Consider the following 14,518-nt stretch of genomic DNA (forward strand, 5'->3'; position numbering starts at 1 on the left):
GTTGACGGGGGCGGTGGGGGTGGCAACGTCGCGGCGATGGTGTTGCCTGATTCCTGGCTGCGTGGTTTGGCACGGGGGCTGCCGCTGCTGGCGGTGGCGGTGTTGGCGTGGGCGGGGTGGTTGGCGCGCTTGGATCGGATCGATGCCCGCAGTCCCAATTTTCTGATGGTGCCGTTGCAGGTGGAACAGGTGTCGCTGGCGGAGGTGTATTTTGACGTGGGTCAGGGGCTGTGGGCGGGGGACGTTTCCCAACAAAACGTGGTGCCGCGGCAGGAGCCGATGGTGCGGTTTGCGCTGCCGCGGGAGCCGATCGCGGCGCTGCGACTGGATCCGATGATGGGGCCGGGAGGGTTTGCGGTCGGGGCGCCGTGGTTGGAGTCGGCGACCGGGCGGGTGATTGCGCGGTTTCCGTCGTCGGCCGTGACGCCGCGGCTGGAGTTGGCGACGTGGGAAGCACGTGGCGACTGGTATGAAGCAACGGCGGTGGTTGGCGCGACGGATCCGCAGGTGTGGTTTGGGCTGGGCACGCCGTTGCGGCATGCGCGAGGGCGACCTTGGGGTTGGTGGTTGTTGGGCGCGCTGGCGCTGATCGGGCTGCGGACAGCGCTGGGCCGGACGGAGGCCGTGCGCACGCGGGTGCGTTGGCATCGGGTGGTGCCGCGTTGGCTGGGCGGGACCGTGCGGACGGGGGCGCGTTGGGTGTGGCGAGCGCTGGTGGGCTTCTCGGTGGGCGCGACGCGCGTGACCACGGGGCGGGTGCTGGTGGGCGCGGTGGTTGTGGTGGCGGCGCAGGCTTGGCAGTTGCGGGGGATCGGTGAGGGCATCGATTGGCCGATGTGGGACGAGGCGAATTTTGCGGGGCGGGGGGCGGATTGGGCGGCGGGACGCGGGGTGTTGGGCGAGTTACACACCGGGCCGGGTTTTGCGCTGCAATACGGCGTGTTGTCGTGGTGGGGCGAGGCCGGTCAAACGGTGATCTGGCAACACGGGGTGGTGAAGCTGGCGGTGGCGCTGATGCTGTATCTGGCGCTGGTGCGGCTGTGGCGGAATCCCGGGGCGGCGGCGGCGGCGACGGTGGCGTGGGCGGCGACGTGGTTTCAGCTGCAGTATCCGACCTTGTTGTATCAGGCGGCGTGGGTGTGGTTTTTGGCGGCGGTAGCGGTGATCGATCGTTGGCCGCTGGTGGGCACGCTGCTGCTGGCGTGGGCGGTGGCGTATCGGCAGGATTACCAGTTCGCGCTGGTGGCGGTGGTCGGCTGGCTGGGCTGGATGTGGTGGCGCGATCGGAAGGCGGGCGGACGTGGTGTGGCGGATTTCTGGATACGGGGTCAGGCGCGACGGGGAGAGTCGGTGGTGGTGGCGCTGGCGGTGCTCACGCTGTTGCTCGGGTTGGGCGCGCTGCTAAAAGGCGGCGTCACGTGGGGTGGGGTGGGGCATCGCGGGTGGTTTGCCTTTCAACAACACTACGCGGTGCAGACGGCGATGGTGCGGGGGCTGAGCGACTTTAACCCCTACGCGCAGTATCCGGAATTGATCGCCCAAGATTTTCCGGGCGCGACCTCGTTGCGCGAGGCATGGGCGGTGAATCCGGGCGCGATGCTGCGGCATGTGCAGTGGAATCTGGCGAATGCGGCGGGCGAGGTGGTGGAGTATTGGCGGCCCGCCTGGGGCTTGGCGTGGGTGGTCGGTTTGGGTGGAGCGTTGGCGGTGTTGTGGTTGGTGGCGGGCGGAGCGCAGACGCGGAGGGGCGCGGGCGGCTCGACCAAGGTCGAGCCCTACATCAAGGCATCGAGCGGGGCCGTGGTGCTCTTGCTGGGCGGGTTGCTGGTGGTGGGGCCGGGGTTGGTGGTGTTGGCCAAGGAATCGTATCTGTTGCCGGCGCTGGCGCTCACGTTGGGCGGAGCGGGATTGGCCCTGACCGCGTTGGCGCGGTGGTGGCCGGAGCGGGGGCGGCTGGTGCTGGCCGGCTTGGGTGGGGTGGTGGCGTTGAGCGTGGTTGGCGTGGTGGTGGCGACGCCGGCGGTCTTTGTGGCGCATGCGCAGTCGCAGCCGGTGGCGACGACGGCCAAAGCCTTGGCGGCGGTATGGCCGGCGGAGGGACGTTATGTGTTGGTGGGCTACGGCGCATCGACCTACGAAACGTATTTGGGGCGGGATCGGGCGCGCGGGGTGGAGCCAGTCAACGCGGTGTCGGGCAACTCCGGACCCAATCGGACGATGGCCCAGTTGTTGGAAGAGGAGCGCCCGTGGGCCGTGTTGGTCACCGACGCGTGGCGGCAGGCCGCGGATGTCGATGACAACCTGCTGCGCGAGCGCGTGGCGACGGGCCGCTGGGCCGTGCGCCCCGTGCCGGGAGGCGAGCTGTATTACCGGCTGGCGAGGTAGGCCTGCGGCCGAGAGGCAGACCAGTTTTTAACCACGGATGGACACGGATGGCTTCGCCTACCGGCTACGCACTGAAGTGGTTATTCATCCGAGACGATGAGCCGGTAGGTGAATCGCTATCCGTGTTTATCCGTGTCCATCAGTGGTTAAAAAACTGCGGCAGGAGGGGCTTTCTGGTCCGCCATAGCTTGTAGAGAGACGGAGGATCCGTGGTTAAAAAATCTGCGATGAAGGATGTTTTCTTTGGGATAAATCGGTCTGGCGTCGGGGTGGGGGGCGCTGGCAACGTGGGCGGCCTGTTTTTCCATTTATGCCACTGCTGACGATCAATGACCTGACCCATGCCTTTGGTGGACCGCCTGTGCTCGAGGAGGTGAACCTCCAAGTGGATGCCGGCGAGCGGGTGTGTCTGGTGGGGCGCAACGGCAGCGGTAAGTCGACCTTCATGAAGCTGCTGGCGGGCGACATGGCGCCGGACCGGGGCACGATCGTAAAAGCCCCCGGCGTGCGGGTGGCGCGACTGCCGCAGGACATTCCGGCGGGGCTGACCGGCACGGTGCACGATGTGGTCGCCGCCGGGCTGGTGCCGCTCAACGACCACGAGGAGGATTGGGAGCAGGAGGTGCGGCTGGAGAACCTGCTCGAGCGCATGTCGCTGACCCCCACGGCGGACTTCCCGTCGCTGTCCGGCGGATTGAAGCGCCGGGTGTTGCTGGCGCAGGCTCTGGCCAGTGGGCCGGACCTGCTGCTGTTGGACGAGCCGACCAACCATCTCGATATCGAGAGTATCCAGTGGATGGAGACGTTTTTGCTGGAGAGCGGTTTGTCGCTCTTCTTCGTGAGCCACGACCGGGCGTTTTTGAAGAAGCTGGCGACGCGCATCGTAGAACTCGATCGCGGCGTGCTGACCAACTGGGACTGCCCGTATGAAACCTTCCTCGTGCGTCGGGCGGAGCGCCTGGAAGTGCAGGAGCGGGAGTGGGCGCAGAAGGACAAGTTTCTGGCGCAGGAGGAGGCGTGGATCCGCCGTGGTATCAAGGCGCGGCGCACGCGTGACCAGGGTCGGGTGACGCGGCTGAAACAGTTGCGCGCCGAGCGACGTTCGCGGCGGGAGTTGCAGGGCAACGCCACCATGCGCGTGAGTGAGGCCGACCGCAGTGGTCAGCGCGTGGTCGAGGCCATCGGAGTGGACTTCGCGTATCCGGGAGCTGGTGACACGCCGCTGGTCAAAGGTCTCGAACTCATGGTGGGGCGCGGCGACAAGATCGGTCTGCTGGGGCCGAATGGCGCGGGCAAGACGACTTTGGTGAAGCTGTTGTTGGGGGAGCTGCAACCCACGGCCGGTGAGCTGAAGTTCGGCACGCGGTTGGAGGTGGTGTATCTCGACCAGTTGCGCGCCCAAATCGATGGCGACAAGACCATGATGGAGAATGTCGCCGAGGGGAACGACCACGTGACGGTCGACGGCAAGCGCAAGCACGTCATCAGCTACCTGGAGGATTTCCTGTTCGAGCCCGACCGCGCGCGCACGCCGGCCCGGGTGTTGAGTGGTGGGGAGCGCAACCGGCTGCTGTTGGCGCGACTCTTTACGAAGCCGGCCAATGTGCTGGTGCTCGACGAGCCGACGAACGACTTGGATTCCGAGACCCTCGAGTTGTTGGAAAGCCTGCTGGTGGACTTCGGCGGCACGCTGCTGGTGGTGAGCCATGACCGTGACTTTTTGGACAATGTGGTGACGTCGACGCTGGTGGCGGAGGGCGACGGAGTCTGGCGCGAGTATGTCGGCGGCTACAGTGACTACGCGGCGGAGCGAGCGCGGAACCAGCCGGCAAAGGCACCGGGGTCAACGACCCCGGCTACAGGGGAGCCGGAGAAGGCGAAGCCGGTATGGAAGAAGCAGCCGAAGCCGCGGAAGTTGAACGGCAAGGAGAAGGCCGAGTTGGAGGCTTTGCCGGCGAAGATCGAAGCCTTGGAAGCCGAGCAGGCAGAGCTCACCGGCAAGCTGGCCGATCCGGCCTTTTACGCCGAGAAAGCGGCCGAAGTGCCGGCAATCAAAGCGCGGCTCGATGCGATCGAAGAGGAGACGCTGGAGGTCTTCGCCCGCTGGGAAGAACTCGAGGCGATCAAAACCGCCAGCGAGCAGGCGTAGGTTTTTTCAACCACGGATGCGTCGGCCGAGAGGCATCCTCCGTCGCTCTGCGAGCTATGGCGGACAGGGGGATGTTTTTTAACCACGGATGGACACCGATGGCTTCGCCTACCGGCTACGCACCGCAGGCTTTTAGAGAGGCGAAACGTTAGTGGAGCCATCCGTGTTAATCCGTGGTTAAGAACCTGCGGTGGAGTGGCGTTTGCGGCGGCGGCGGAGGGTGGCGTAGCCCAGGGTGACGAGGGCGAGGAGGGCGGTGGTGGTGGCGGGTTCGGGGACGGCGCTGAGGGTGTAGCCGATGTCGGCGAGGGCGGCGACGTCGAGGTCGGTGAGGTATTTGCGTTCGCCTTCGTAGATGGTGGGATCCATGGCAGTTTCGTGACTCACGGTGGTGCCCGCGACGTAGTCCATGGTGCCTTCGGCCCAGTGCTGTTGCAGGTCGTCAAGCGGCACGGCGCCGCCGAATTCGGCCATCGCGTTGGCACCGAGGAAGAGACCGTTGGCGCTGTCGACCAGACCGGTCCAAGTCTCGGTGGTGCCGAAGCCGATCAAGTGGCTGAGCTCGTGGATGGCTTCGGAGAAGAAGTCGAGCGAGGTGCCCATGTCTTCCACGGTGCTGATATCGTCATCGAAATACCACGCCCAGTCGGTGGTGAAGGTGATCGATCCGATGGGGGGCATGCGGTAGCCGACGTGGCCGCGATAGAGCAGGGTGGAGATCCATTCCATGCTGGATCCGTCGGGCACGCTGCCGGCGCCGGGACCGCCGTAAGCGACGGTGGTGGGAGACTCAAAACTCGTCCCGCCCGCGTAGACCACGATGGTGTCGGCGGCGACCGAGATGTTGCCCAGCGCAATGGTCTGCGTGTAGTCGGCCGGGTCGAAGATGACGGGGGCCCAGGAGTTGGTGGCGTCGGGCGTGATCGCCGTCACGGACGTGGCGTCGACGAAGCTGGTCAGGTAGGCGCCGGCGGCTTCGAGGTAGGCGCGGCGGTAGCTGTTTTCGCCGGAGAAAAAGCCGGCGCTGTCGTAGCTGTAGTCGAAGGCGAAACTGAGTTGAGCGCGGGCGGGCAGGGCGGCGCAGCCCAGCGCGAAAAGGAGGCGAAGGAGGTAACGCATGACGTGGGACGCAGACTGTGCCGTAAGGCCGAGTTGCGGGCTGAGCGTCACTTGCGAAGGAGTGGGCGAAAACTGGTTTAGGGCCGAGCCGCGTGATGGCACGTAACGGCCGAGAGGCAGGTTTTTCTTTAACCACGGATGAACACGGATAGCTCCGGCTACCGCCTACGCACTGCAGGCTCTTAGAAAGGCGAAACGTTAGTGGAGCCATCCGTGTTCATCTGTGGTTAAAAAACTGCGGTGGAGTGGGGAGCACTGTCTCAGTTCATCCGTGGTTGAAAATTGGGTTGGAGTGGAGCGGGGCGATGCGGTGAGAGTTCGTCCCGATGTTCGCCAATATTTCCTGTTACAAGTTTGCCCGGCTCGACGGCCTCAAGGCGCTGCGTGAGCGCTTGCTGGCTTTTGCCAAGGCGCGGGGGCTCAAGGGCACGATCCTATTGGCGACGGAGGGCATCAACCTGTTCATCGCCGGGCCGCGCGCCGACGTGGATGCCTTGGTGGCGGAGATCCGGGCGGTGCCGGGTCTGGAAGACCTCGCGCCGAAATACAGCGATAGTGAACACCAGCCTTTCAACCGCATGCTGGTGCGCATCAAAAAGGAGATCATCGCGTTTGGCGTGGAGGGCATCGACCCGGCGGCGCGCACGTCCCCGAAACTCAAGGCGGCCGAACTCAAACGCTGGCTCGATGAAGGGCGGCCGGTGACGCTGCTCGACACGCGCAACGACTACGAGGTGAAGCAGGGCACCTTTAAAGGCGCGGTGCCGGCGGGCATCGATCACTTTCGCGATTTTCCGGACGCGGTGGCGAAGCTGCCGGAGGACCTGAAGGCGCAGCCGGTGGTGATGTTCTGCACCGGCGGCATTCGCTGCGAAAAGGCGGGGCCGTTCATGGAGCGCGAGGGGTTTCGCGAGATCTACCAACTCGATGGCGGCATCCTGAAGTATTTTGAGGAAGTCGGCGGCGATCATTACGACGGCGAGTGCTTTGTTTTCGATCAACGCGTGGGCGTGGACCCGGCGCTGGCGGAGACCGACTCGAGTCAGTGTTTCCATTGTCAGAGTCCGCTCACCGCGGCGGAGCAGGCGCATCCGCATTACCAGCCGCCGTATAGTTGTCCGCATTGTTACGTGCCGCCGGCGGCGCGGGCGGCGGAGCGTCTGGCCGAGCGGCAGGCGGCGCTCGCGGCGGTGGCCGATCCGCTGCCGGGCAGCGTGCCGTATGACAATCAGCGGCCCTTCAACGTGCCGGGGGATTTTGATCGCGCGACCTTGGGTGAAGCGCTGGCGGCGGCGTTTCCGCATCTGCCATCCGAGCATTGGGCGACGATCGTGGCGGAAGGTCGGCTGGTGGATGGCAACGGGGCGCCGGTGGGCTTGGATCGCGCGGTGCGCGCCGGGGAGTTTTTTGCTCAACTGCAGCCCGCGACGGTGGAGCCGCCGGTGAATGCGAACATCCGGCTGTTGTTTGAGGATGAGGCTATCGTGGTGCTGCACAAACCGGCACCGTTGCCGATGCATCCGGCGGGGCGTTTTAACCGCAACACGCTCGACTACATCTTGGCGCAGGCCTTCCGGCCATATCGCTTGCGCGCGGCGCATCGCCTGGATGCGAACACCAGCGGCTTGGTGGTGCTGGCGCGCACGCGGAAACACGCGGGCCAGTTGCAGCCGCAGTTCGCGCGGGGCGAGGTCGAGAAAGTCTACCTGGCGCGAGTGCACGGCAAACCGGAGTGGGAGACGCAGCTGTGCAAACTGCCGATTGGCGACGCGGTCGGTCCGGCGGGCAATCGCAGCGTAAGCGAGGGCGACGGTGCCAGCCGCGACGCGCGCACGCTCTTCTCAGTCGTGGCGTATCGAGAAAGTGATGACACGACCTTGATCGAAGCGCGGCCGATCTCGGGGCGCACGAATCAGATTCGTCTGCATCTGCAAAGTCTGGGGCACCCGATTGTCGGTGACCCGACCTATGGCCGGGAGGCGATCACGACCGAGACCGCCCAGACCCTCGCGCCGGATGCGGCGCCGATGTGTCTGCACTGCCAGTGGCTGGAGTTCACGCATCCGACGACGGGCGAACGCGTGAGCTTTGAAGACCACGCGCCGGCGTGGGCGGCGGAGTAGGGCCGTCAGCATGCCGTGTTTTAACCACGAAACACACGAAACACACGAAAAGGCCGGTCAGCATGCAGTAATAACGTAAGCCTCCGCGGGTCGGTGAGCTTTGGCGGACAGGGAGGGCGCGAAGGTGGAGGCCGACGTCAGTCGCTGATTCGTTTAGTCCACGGGGAGTCGGCGCGAGCGGCGTGCATTACGGCCAGAATGACCACTTCCATCCGGCGCTCATCGATCTCGTAGGCGACGCGAAAGGGAAAGTGAGTAGGGAACAGCCAGCGAATATTCCGCAGAGGATGTCGACGCGCGCTGACGTGGGGATTTTCGGCCAAGCGATCCCAGACCTGAAACACCTCTTCACAGAAGCGGAGCCCCAAACCGGGTTGCCGCTCATTATACCAATCGGCCGCCTTTCCCATGTCGTGTTCGACCTCGGGTCGAATGACGACCTGTCAGTTCATTGCTCCAGTCGCTGACGGAGGCGGTTCTTCATTTCCGCTGCCGGGATGGCGGACTCGGGGGCGGCGGCGTGCACGTTGCGGCGCCGTTCGATTTCCTGCTCCTGAACAGGGGAAAAAGGAAGCTCATCGAGTTCGATCGCGTGGCGAATCAAGGTCTGGCGTTCCTCGAATGAAAGCGAAGGAAGTTCGGCCATGACCTCGTTGAAACTCATGGGGGGAACCCTAAGCGGGAATCGATTCCGATCAAGAGTCCAATCTGGGATGCGCGACAGAGCTGTCCGGCGGAGGCATTAACGCAATTCATCGCGGCTCGGTGAGCTTTGGCGGACAGGGAAGGCGTGAAGAGGTTGACGGGCTGAGAGGCCGGCGCGGGTTTCGTCACAGAGGTCTCTGAGGGGGCACGGAGAGCATGGAGGGGGTGGGAGTTTGTGACGGAGATGGGGTAGCGGGGTGGACCGTGGCCTCCGGACGCGGTCGGCGGTGGACGGGTGGCTATTGTTCAGGACGCTGCAGGAGGACCCCATTCCGAAACCAAACCGATTGGCCCACGAAACACACGAACGACACGAAAAGCTTCGCGTTCGGAGCCGAGGATTTAGTCTGCGCCCGGCAGCTGTCCGATGCGGCGGAAGCGGTAGAGCAGGCGCTTCCGGTTTTTGAGCTTCAGCTCGTGTGGTGATCGCGGTCGCCCGTTGGGCACCCGTGCCCGAAATGCCGATGGCAAATAATCAAATGGCTTTGGCTTCTTCGAATAGAGCGGCGGGCATGGGGTGTTCGAGTTCCCACACCATTGAAATGGGACGGTCACCTTCGGCGGAGACAAGGGACTTGGCTGGTCCGAGGAAGACAAAGGGCGCAGTCTCGGTTTCGATCCGCTTCTCGAGGCGAGCGAAAAAGAGAATGGTGTAGTCGCGCTCCTGAGAGTGTCGGGCGAAAGCGAAATAGGTTTCCGAAATAAGATGTTGGGTCTGAATAATATGGGATTGGCATTCTGTTGAATGCTATTCAGCTCAGAGAGCTATCCTTTTCTCATTACACGCATGCACGAATCGAATCCTCCAAGCCTCCAACATGAAACGTCGGGTGATTCCAAGGTGGATCTCTTGAACATGCCGGATCCCTCAAGGTTGATCCATGGTCTTCGAGACACCGGTTATGATCTATACACTGCGTGTGCGGACGTTATCGACAATTCGATCGCTGCAAACGCGAAAGAGGTGAACATCCGAATCGAGTTGGCCCCTGACGGCCGCAAGTTCGTCTTTTTTGGGGATAATGGGGATGGGATGGATAAGGATGGATTGCAGAACGCTCTTCGATATGGGGCCGATCAAAGACAAATACTCAAGTCCCTCGGAAAGTTCGGCTTGGGGCTGAAGACCGCTTCGAGTTCCGTCTGTCTCAAGTTTGGCATTATCTCACGGATGACGCCCGATGCTCCGCTTGCCAAATTGGCGTGGGACTTGGAGCACGTTGAGGCGGTCAATCGTTGGGAGATGGTCAAGGAGCCCATTACCGCAGACGAAGAAGAGCTGTTTGAGGAGCTGTGTGGAGAGAAGGGGACGTTGGTGGTTTGGGAAAAATGCGATCGCCTCCTCAGCAAGGGTTACGAAGTTCCCGGGGGGACCAAAGAACAGCAGGCGGTCAACTATCGCATCAAGAAGTTGAAGGAGCATTGCGCTTTAATCTTTCACAAATACCTCAATCCTTCCGAAACAGCATTCTCTGACGTGCGGATCACGGTAAACGGAGAGGAGGTCGAGTATTGGAATCCATTTTATCCCGAGAAGTCAGAGCAGGTTTTGCCCGAAGCTCAGACGAATGTGCCGATACAGCTCGAGGACGGAACGGTTCAGACTGCAAAAGTGAAGGCTTGGATTCTGCCTCACTCCAAGGACATGACGGAGGAGGAGAACCGGAAGTATGCCAAGATCTCAAACCGAGGGCAGGGGTTCTATATCCATCGTGAAGGGCGTGTAATCCACTATGGAGGGTATTTGGGGTTGTGGCGGTCTGACGATCCGCACTGGTCGCTTTTTCGCATTGAGTTCGATTTTGGAGCCGAACTTGACGAGGCGTTTGCTGTCGACGTTAAGAAGTCGAGGATCCTGCTCGATCCAGGCCTTGAGGATGGGCTCAAGAAACTCCTCGCCGGAGCCTACCGAGAGGCGGATCTTCGATACAGGCGAAAACAGAAGGTAGCTGTGACCGGAGGTGTCAGCCACAAGGATGCGAATAAGACGATTGGCGAAACTGGGAACAAAAAGACCAGCAGTGTTGAGGGTGTCGATTCGGACGCCGGCGAGGCCACTGTCACCAACAATCGAGGTCATTCTGTCAAAATCGTTACGCCGGTTCAGAGCAACGTGGATCCAGCCCAACTCTACGTCCAGGCTGTCGAAGATATTACGACAGGATACCTTTGGGAGCCTCACCTGACGAGTGCTACAAGTGTCAATCACGCGACTGGTGTCCGCCTGAACAAGAACCATGATTTCTACACTAAGATCTATTCGCAGGCTCGGTCTGGGGTCTCTGTTGAGGGAATGGATCTCTTGCTGTGGGCGCTCGCTGCGGCGGAGCAGAACAATACTGATTCTGAGCTTCAACCGATCTGGGAAGATATTCGCGAGGAGGTTTCCAGTAACCTGAGAAAGCTGCTTCGCCTGACTCCTCTCCCGCAGTCTGGAGCAGATGCCGATGACTCAGAAGACTCAGAGTAGTCTTACTTGGCCATGCTAGGGAGCAAATCCGAGCTTCTCAAATTTGTAATCCGGCAGGAGACTGGAGCAGATGTGAATGTCGAGTTGGATGAGTCCGGCCTCCGCAGCGGTTTGAGGGTTCATTTTTCGGGGTGGACGCGTCAGGAAGGGCCCGTTTTTGGACTTCGGCCGAGCGGCCTGAACCGCCACATTGTTGACTTCCATTTCGGAAACTACGCGAAACCCTGCGTCCGACACATCACAGAGTCGCTAACTGAGGAGCGATGTGCCGTAGCATGGGCTTTGATTCAGCAGCTCGCTCAAAGGTTTGATGTTGAGGTATCCCCGCTTGACGAAAATGGGAGGTGGCAGATTTCCTCCGATCTGCGGATACGAGTAACAATAAAGGGCGTTGAATCGCTGCACAGTGACGGGGCGGTTGAGCGGAGTGCGTCGATTGCGATGGTCCCGCTTGTTGGGGCTGTTGCGGAACTCCTCGGGGTGGATGACGCCATTCCAGAATCCACTGCCGAGTGGGAAGGCGGAATCAAGGAATCAGTTGTTCGGAAAAGGGAGCGCAGTCGTCGAAATCGGCTCCTCTGCATTTCCATTCATGGCCGCATCTGCAAAGTCTGTGGGTTCGATCCCGTCACAGTTTACGGTCCAGATGGCTCGCAGATTATCGAAGTTCATCACATCGAGCCGCTTTCCGAATCATCGGCTCCGAGGCCCTATGATCCTGCCTCAGATCTGATTCCACTTTGCCCGAATTGTCACCGCGCGATCCACTGCCGGGTCCCTGCGTTCTCTCCCGATGAATTGCGGTCTCTGATGGGGATCTCCTGACTTCAAGCGATATGGATTTGGATCCGGACTTTCGAAAAATCAGGGATGTGCCGGAGGGCTTGCGATTGTCGGCGCGCATTCAAGATCCGTTGCTCGTGATTGATCGAGTCTCTTCCCGAATCACGTTGAGGCTTTGTGCCAAACTGATGTCTGGTGGGCAGTCTCGAATTGTCGAGGCTCCTTCGCTTGGCCACAACTGGGTATTGGACCGGTCTATAATAAGGCCCCTTCCCGTTGATATTTCGGAGGTCATTGAACCTGTTGTATGTGGCTTGGACGTGGACGGACTTACGCTTCCCCAGGTTTTGCGGGTTCAGAGAGCGAGCATGGGCATCATCTCGATTGAAATCCGTGATCCGGTGTTTCAAACCGCGAACGAAGGCGCGAAGCAGTCTGGAGAAATCGCCGAGATCCCAAATCTCAAAGCAACGCTTTATTCGTATCAGAAAGAAGGCGTCTCGTGGATGAGGAAGACCCTCCTCCACACTTCCGGAGTGATCTTGGCGGACGAGATGGGATTGGGGAAGACGATACAGGTTATTTCGCTGTTCCTCTTGGATCCGCCCCGGAACGATTTTCCGGCTCTCATTGTTTGTCCTACGACTTTGATCGCGAACTGGCATCGCGAACTCGGAAAATTCGCGCCATCGCTTTCAATATTGATCCACCGCGGTTCGGATAGAACCGGAGTCTATCGAGGGTTGATGAGAGCCCAAGTTGTTATCGCAACATACGATACCGTCGTTAACGACATCGCGATTTTCTCTGCTTTTCAATGGTCGTTCGTTGTTTGTGATGAGGCTCAGGCGATCAAGAACCCGTCATCGAAGAGGCGTCAGGCACTGGCAGCTATTCCTCGTGCGAGATCCATTCCTGTCACCGGGACTCCGGTGGAAAATAGCCTTACGGATCTTTGGTCACTTTGTGATTTTGCGATCCCCGGATTGTTGGGAACTCAGGTCGAGTTTGAGTCGGCCTATTCTGATCAGATCAGCGATGCGCAGGCAGTCTCTCGCATTACCAATCCCATTGTATTGAAGCGGCGCGTTGCTGACGTTGCAGGTGACCTCCCCAGTCGAATCGATGTCGATATGCCTTTGGAGCTTTCCCCGCATCTTGCTCAGCAATACGAGAAGATTCGGACCGAAACCATCGCAAAATACCCCACCGCGGGTGCGTTGGTAGCGACGGGGCAGCTGGCTCTCTTTTGTGCCCACCCGTTGTTGCAATCTGAGGATTTCGAGAGTCCTGATTGGGAGGAACGGGTGTCGCTCATCGGTGGGTGTAGCGACGATCTTGTTACGCCGAAGATTGAACAGGCGGTAAGCCTGGTTCGCGAAGCCTTCTCTCTGGGGCGAAAGGTCTTGGTGTTTTCCAACTACAACGCCTGCGGTCCAATTCTCCGTGAGGCAATTGACTATCCTGCGCAGTTTTATTGGGATGCGATCAACGGTTCTACGCCGCAGCGCGACAGGCAGGCTATTGTCGACGAGTTTTCGAACTATGAGGGGCCGGGGGCTCTTGTTCTCAATCCGAAGGCGGCTGGTGCTGGACTGAATATCACCGCCGCGACCGTCGTGATTCATTTCACGCAATGCTGGAATCCCGCGTTGGAGATGCAGGCCAGTGCCCGTGCGCATCGGCGAGGGCAAACGGAACCTGTGACAATCTACCGGCTCTTCTACGAAAACACCGTTGAAGAAGTTATGGTAGCGCGGTCCCAATGGAAGAGAGCGCTGTCTGACAACTCCGTTCCCATTAGCTCGAGGGATGGCGAGGACTTCGCACATGCTCTTTCCTTTTCTCCAATAGGTAAATTATGACAACGAGTTACAGAAAACGGCTCACTGCGAATGACACGGGCGAGACTGGTGGCCACCAAGCAGGAATTTGTGTTCCTCGAGACGACGATGCTCTGCTGTCATTCTTTCCGACGCTGGATCCTGCAGTTTTCAATCCAGATGCTTGGCTTCTTTGTGAGGATGATTCCGGGGTGGAATGGAGGATGAGATACATTTATTATAATGGGAGGTTGCACGGCAGGAATACTCGAAATGAGTATAGGATTACCCATATGACTAAGTATTTAAGAAGGTGGGGTGCTAAAGTTGGCGACTCGATCGTATTTACAAATAAGTCAACCCCATTTCACTATGGCATTCGGTTGGAGCGTGAAGCCGACAGCATGAGTGCCGAAGAGGATCCACTTCCGGGATTGATTATTTTACGAGGCTGGAAGCGGGTGTTTTAGAGGCTTCAATTTGAGCGCGAAGTTCGCGCAGCTTCCTATTTACTCTTTTAACCTCAGAAAGTGGATAATCTCTTAATTTACATTCCCAGATGCGTATGACAGCCCATCCGTCGGCGCGCAGCGTTCGAGAGACTATTCTGTCTCTTTGAATATTCCGACCGATTTTTGTTTCCCAAAATTCTGCCCGAGTCGTGGGTTTCTTGTGGTGACTTGGGCATCCGTGCCAGAAGCATCCATCTACGAATATGGCTAGTTTCTCTTTTTTAAAGATGAAATCAGGTTTGCCATAGATCTTTGGGTCGCGTCGCCAGCCTGTTATTCTGTGTTATTCGGAATAAACCCAAAAGCGCGATTTCTGTGCTCAGATTTCCTTGGCTTCGTATCTTTGACATGACCTCTGAGCGCTTCTTTGGCGTGAAAACGTCAGGCATGGCTAGAAAAGTTGATTCGTATCATGTAGCCGGTTGAGCGAGTTTGTTTGAGGTGTCCAA

The 14,518-nt window shown here is 60.0% G+C and carries 10 protein-coding genes and 2 pseudogenes; 8 read left to right on the forward strand and 4 right to left on the reverse strand.

Features of this window, described 5'->3' with window-relative positions:
• Window positions 1-36 precede the first annotated feature (36 nt).
• Together K1X11_RS20790 and K1X11_RS20795 are read left to right on the forward strand one after the other, a co-directional pair.
• On the forward strand, window positions 37-2,385 hold the full coding sequence (locus tag K1X11_RS20790; protein WP_221029328.1) for a hypothetical protein: 2,349 nt from the start codon (window positions 37-39) through the stop codon (window positions 2,383-2,385).
• Window positions 2,386-2,695: 310 nt separating this feature from the next.
• Entirely contained in the window at window positions 2,696-4,534 is a 1,839-nt protein-coding gene (locus K1X11_RS20795) for an ATP-binding cassette domain-containing protein (RefSeq protein ID WP_221029327.1), read from the forward strand.
• Window positions 4,535-4,711: 177 nt separating this feature from the next.
• Here the strand turns inward: K1X11_RS20795 and K1X11_RS20800 are convergent, their stop codons facing one another.
• On the reverse strand, window positions 4,712-5,653 hold the full coding sequence (locus K1X11_RS20800) for a PEP-CTERM sorting domain-containing protein (RefSeq protein ID WP_221029326.1): 942 nt from the start codon (window positions 5,651-5,653) through the stop codon (window positions 4,712-4,714).
• Between the two features lie 326 nt (window positions 5,654-5,979).
• On the opposite strand from K1X11_RS20800, the pseudogene K1X11_RS23540 reads away from it, so the two are divergent.
• Window positions 5,980-6,807: pseudogene (locus K1X11_RS23540) on the forward strand (sulfurtransferase); the annotation flags it as partial.
• Between the two features lie 126 nt (window positions 6,808-6,933).
• Window positions 6,934-7,776, forward strand: a pseudogene (locus K1X11_RS23545) (RluA family pseudouridine synthase); the annotation flags it as partial.
• A gap of 137 nt (window positions 7,777-7,913) precedes the next feature.
• Here K1X11_RS23545 and K1X11_RS23525 read toward each other — a convergent pair.
• Complete coding sequence (locus K1X11_RS23525; RefSeq protein ID WP_425503839.1) at window positions 7,914-8,210, reverse strand: type II toxin-antitoxin system RelE/ParE family toxin; 297 nt, start codon at window positions 8,208-8,210, stop codon at window positions 7,914-7,916.
• Window positions 8,211-8,224: 14 nt separating this feature from the next.
• Window positions 8,225-8,440 carry a hypothetical protein gene (locus K1X11_RS20810; RefSeq protein WP_221029323.1) on the reverse strand — a complete coding sequence of 72 codons (216 nt, stop codon included), beginning with the start codon at window positions 8,438-8,440 and terminating at the stop codon, window positions 8,225-8,227.
• Between the two features lie 828 nt (window positions 8,441-9,268).
• Between K1X11_RS20810 and K1X11_RS20815 the strand changes: the two genes are divergently transcribed.
• The 4 genes from K1X11_RS20815 (at window position 9,269) to K1X11_RS23465 (ending at window position 14,027) form a co-directional block, all read left to right on the forward strand.
• Window positions 9,269-10,951, forward strand: coding sequence for an ATP-binding protein (locus K1X11_RS20815; RefSeq protein WP_221029322.1), 1,683 nt, complete (start codon window positions 9,269-9,271; stop codon window positions 10,949-10,951).
• Between the two features lie 441 nt (window positions 10,952-11,392).
• A complete protein-coding gene (locus K1X11_RS23530; protein ID WP_225919261.1) occupies window positions 11,393-11,776 on the forward strand; it encodes an HNH endonuclease in 384 nt (127 codons plus the stop codon).
• An 11-nt stretch (window positions 11,777-11,787) separates the two neighbouring features.
• Window positions 11,788-13,599, forward strand: a complete 1,812-nt coding sequence (locus K1X11_RS20825; RefSeq protein WP_221029320.1) for a DEAD/DEAH box helicase — start codon at window positions 11,788-11,790, stop codon at window positions 13,597-13,599.
• Window positions 13,596-14,027, forward strand: coding sequence for an EcoRII N-terminal effector-binding domain-containing protein (locus tag K1X11_RS23465; RefSeq protein ID WP_221029319.1), 432 nt, complete (start codon window positions 13,596-13,598; stop codon window positions 14,025-14,027). The genes K1X11_RS20825 and K1X11_RS23465 overlap by 4 nt, the downstream gene beginning before the upstream one ends.
• On the opposite strand, the gene K1X11_RS23535 is transcribed toward K1X11_RS23465, so the two are convergent.
• Window positions 13,996-14,346 carry a very short patch repair endonuclease gene (locus tag K1X11_RS23535; RefSeq protein WP_221029631.1) on the reverse strand — a complete coding sequence of 117 codons (351 nt, stop codon included), beginning with the start codon at window positions 14,344-14,346 and terminating at the stop codon, window positions 13,996-13,998. The two genes, K1X11_RS23465 and K1X11_RS23535, sit on opposite strands and share 32 nt — an antisense overlap.
• Window positions 14,347-14,518: the final 172 nt, after the last annotated feature.

It is taken from the genome of Actomonas aquatica (assembly GCF_019679435.2).
Classification (GTDB): Bacteria; Verrucomicrobiota; Verrucomicrobiia; order Opitutales; family Opitutaceae; genus Actomonas; species Actomonas aquatica.

What these genes read in the sequence shown, in the direction of transcription:
- K1X11_RS20790 (WP_221029328.1), top strand. Translation starts at nt 37, where the DNA reads ATGGTGTTGCCTGATTCCTGGCTGCGTGGTTTGGCACGGGGGCTGCCG.
- K1X11_RS23530 (WP_225919261.1), top strand. Translation starts at nt 11,393, where the DNA reads ATGGTCCCGCTTGTTGGGGCTGTTGCGGAACTCCTCGGGGTGGATGAC.
- K1X11_RS20810 (WP_221029323.1), bottom strand. Translation starts at nt 8,440, where the DNA reads ATGAGTTTCAACGAGGTCATGGCCGAACTTCCTTCGCTTTCATTCGAG.
- K1X11_RS23465 (WP_221029319.1), top strand. Translation starts at nt 13,596, where the DNA reads ATGACAACGAGTTACAGAAAACGGCTCACTGCGAATGACACGGGCGAG.
- K1X11_RS20825 (WP_221029320.1), top strand. Translation starts at nt 11,788, where the DNA reads ATGGATTTGGATCCGGACTTTCGAAAAATCAGGGATGTGCCGGAGGGC.
- K1X11_RS20800 (WP_221029326.1), bottom strand. Translation starts at nt 5,653, where the DNA reads ATGCGTTACCTCCTTCGCCTCCTTTTCGCGCTGGGCTGCGCCGCCCTG.
- K1X11_RS20815 (WP_221029322.1), top strand. Translation starts at nt 9,269, where the DNA reads ATGCACGAATCGAATCCTCCAAGCCTCCAACATGAAACGTCGGGTGAT.
- K1X11_RS20795 (WP_221029327.1), top strand. Translation starts at nt 2,696, where the DNA reads ATGCCACTGCTGACGATCAATGACCTGACCCATGCCTTTGGTGGACCG.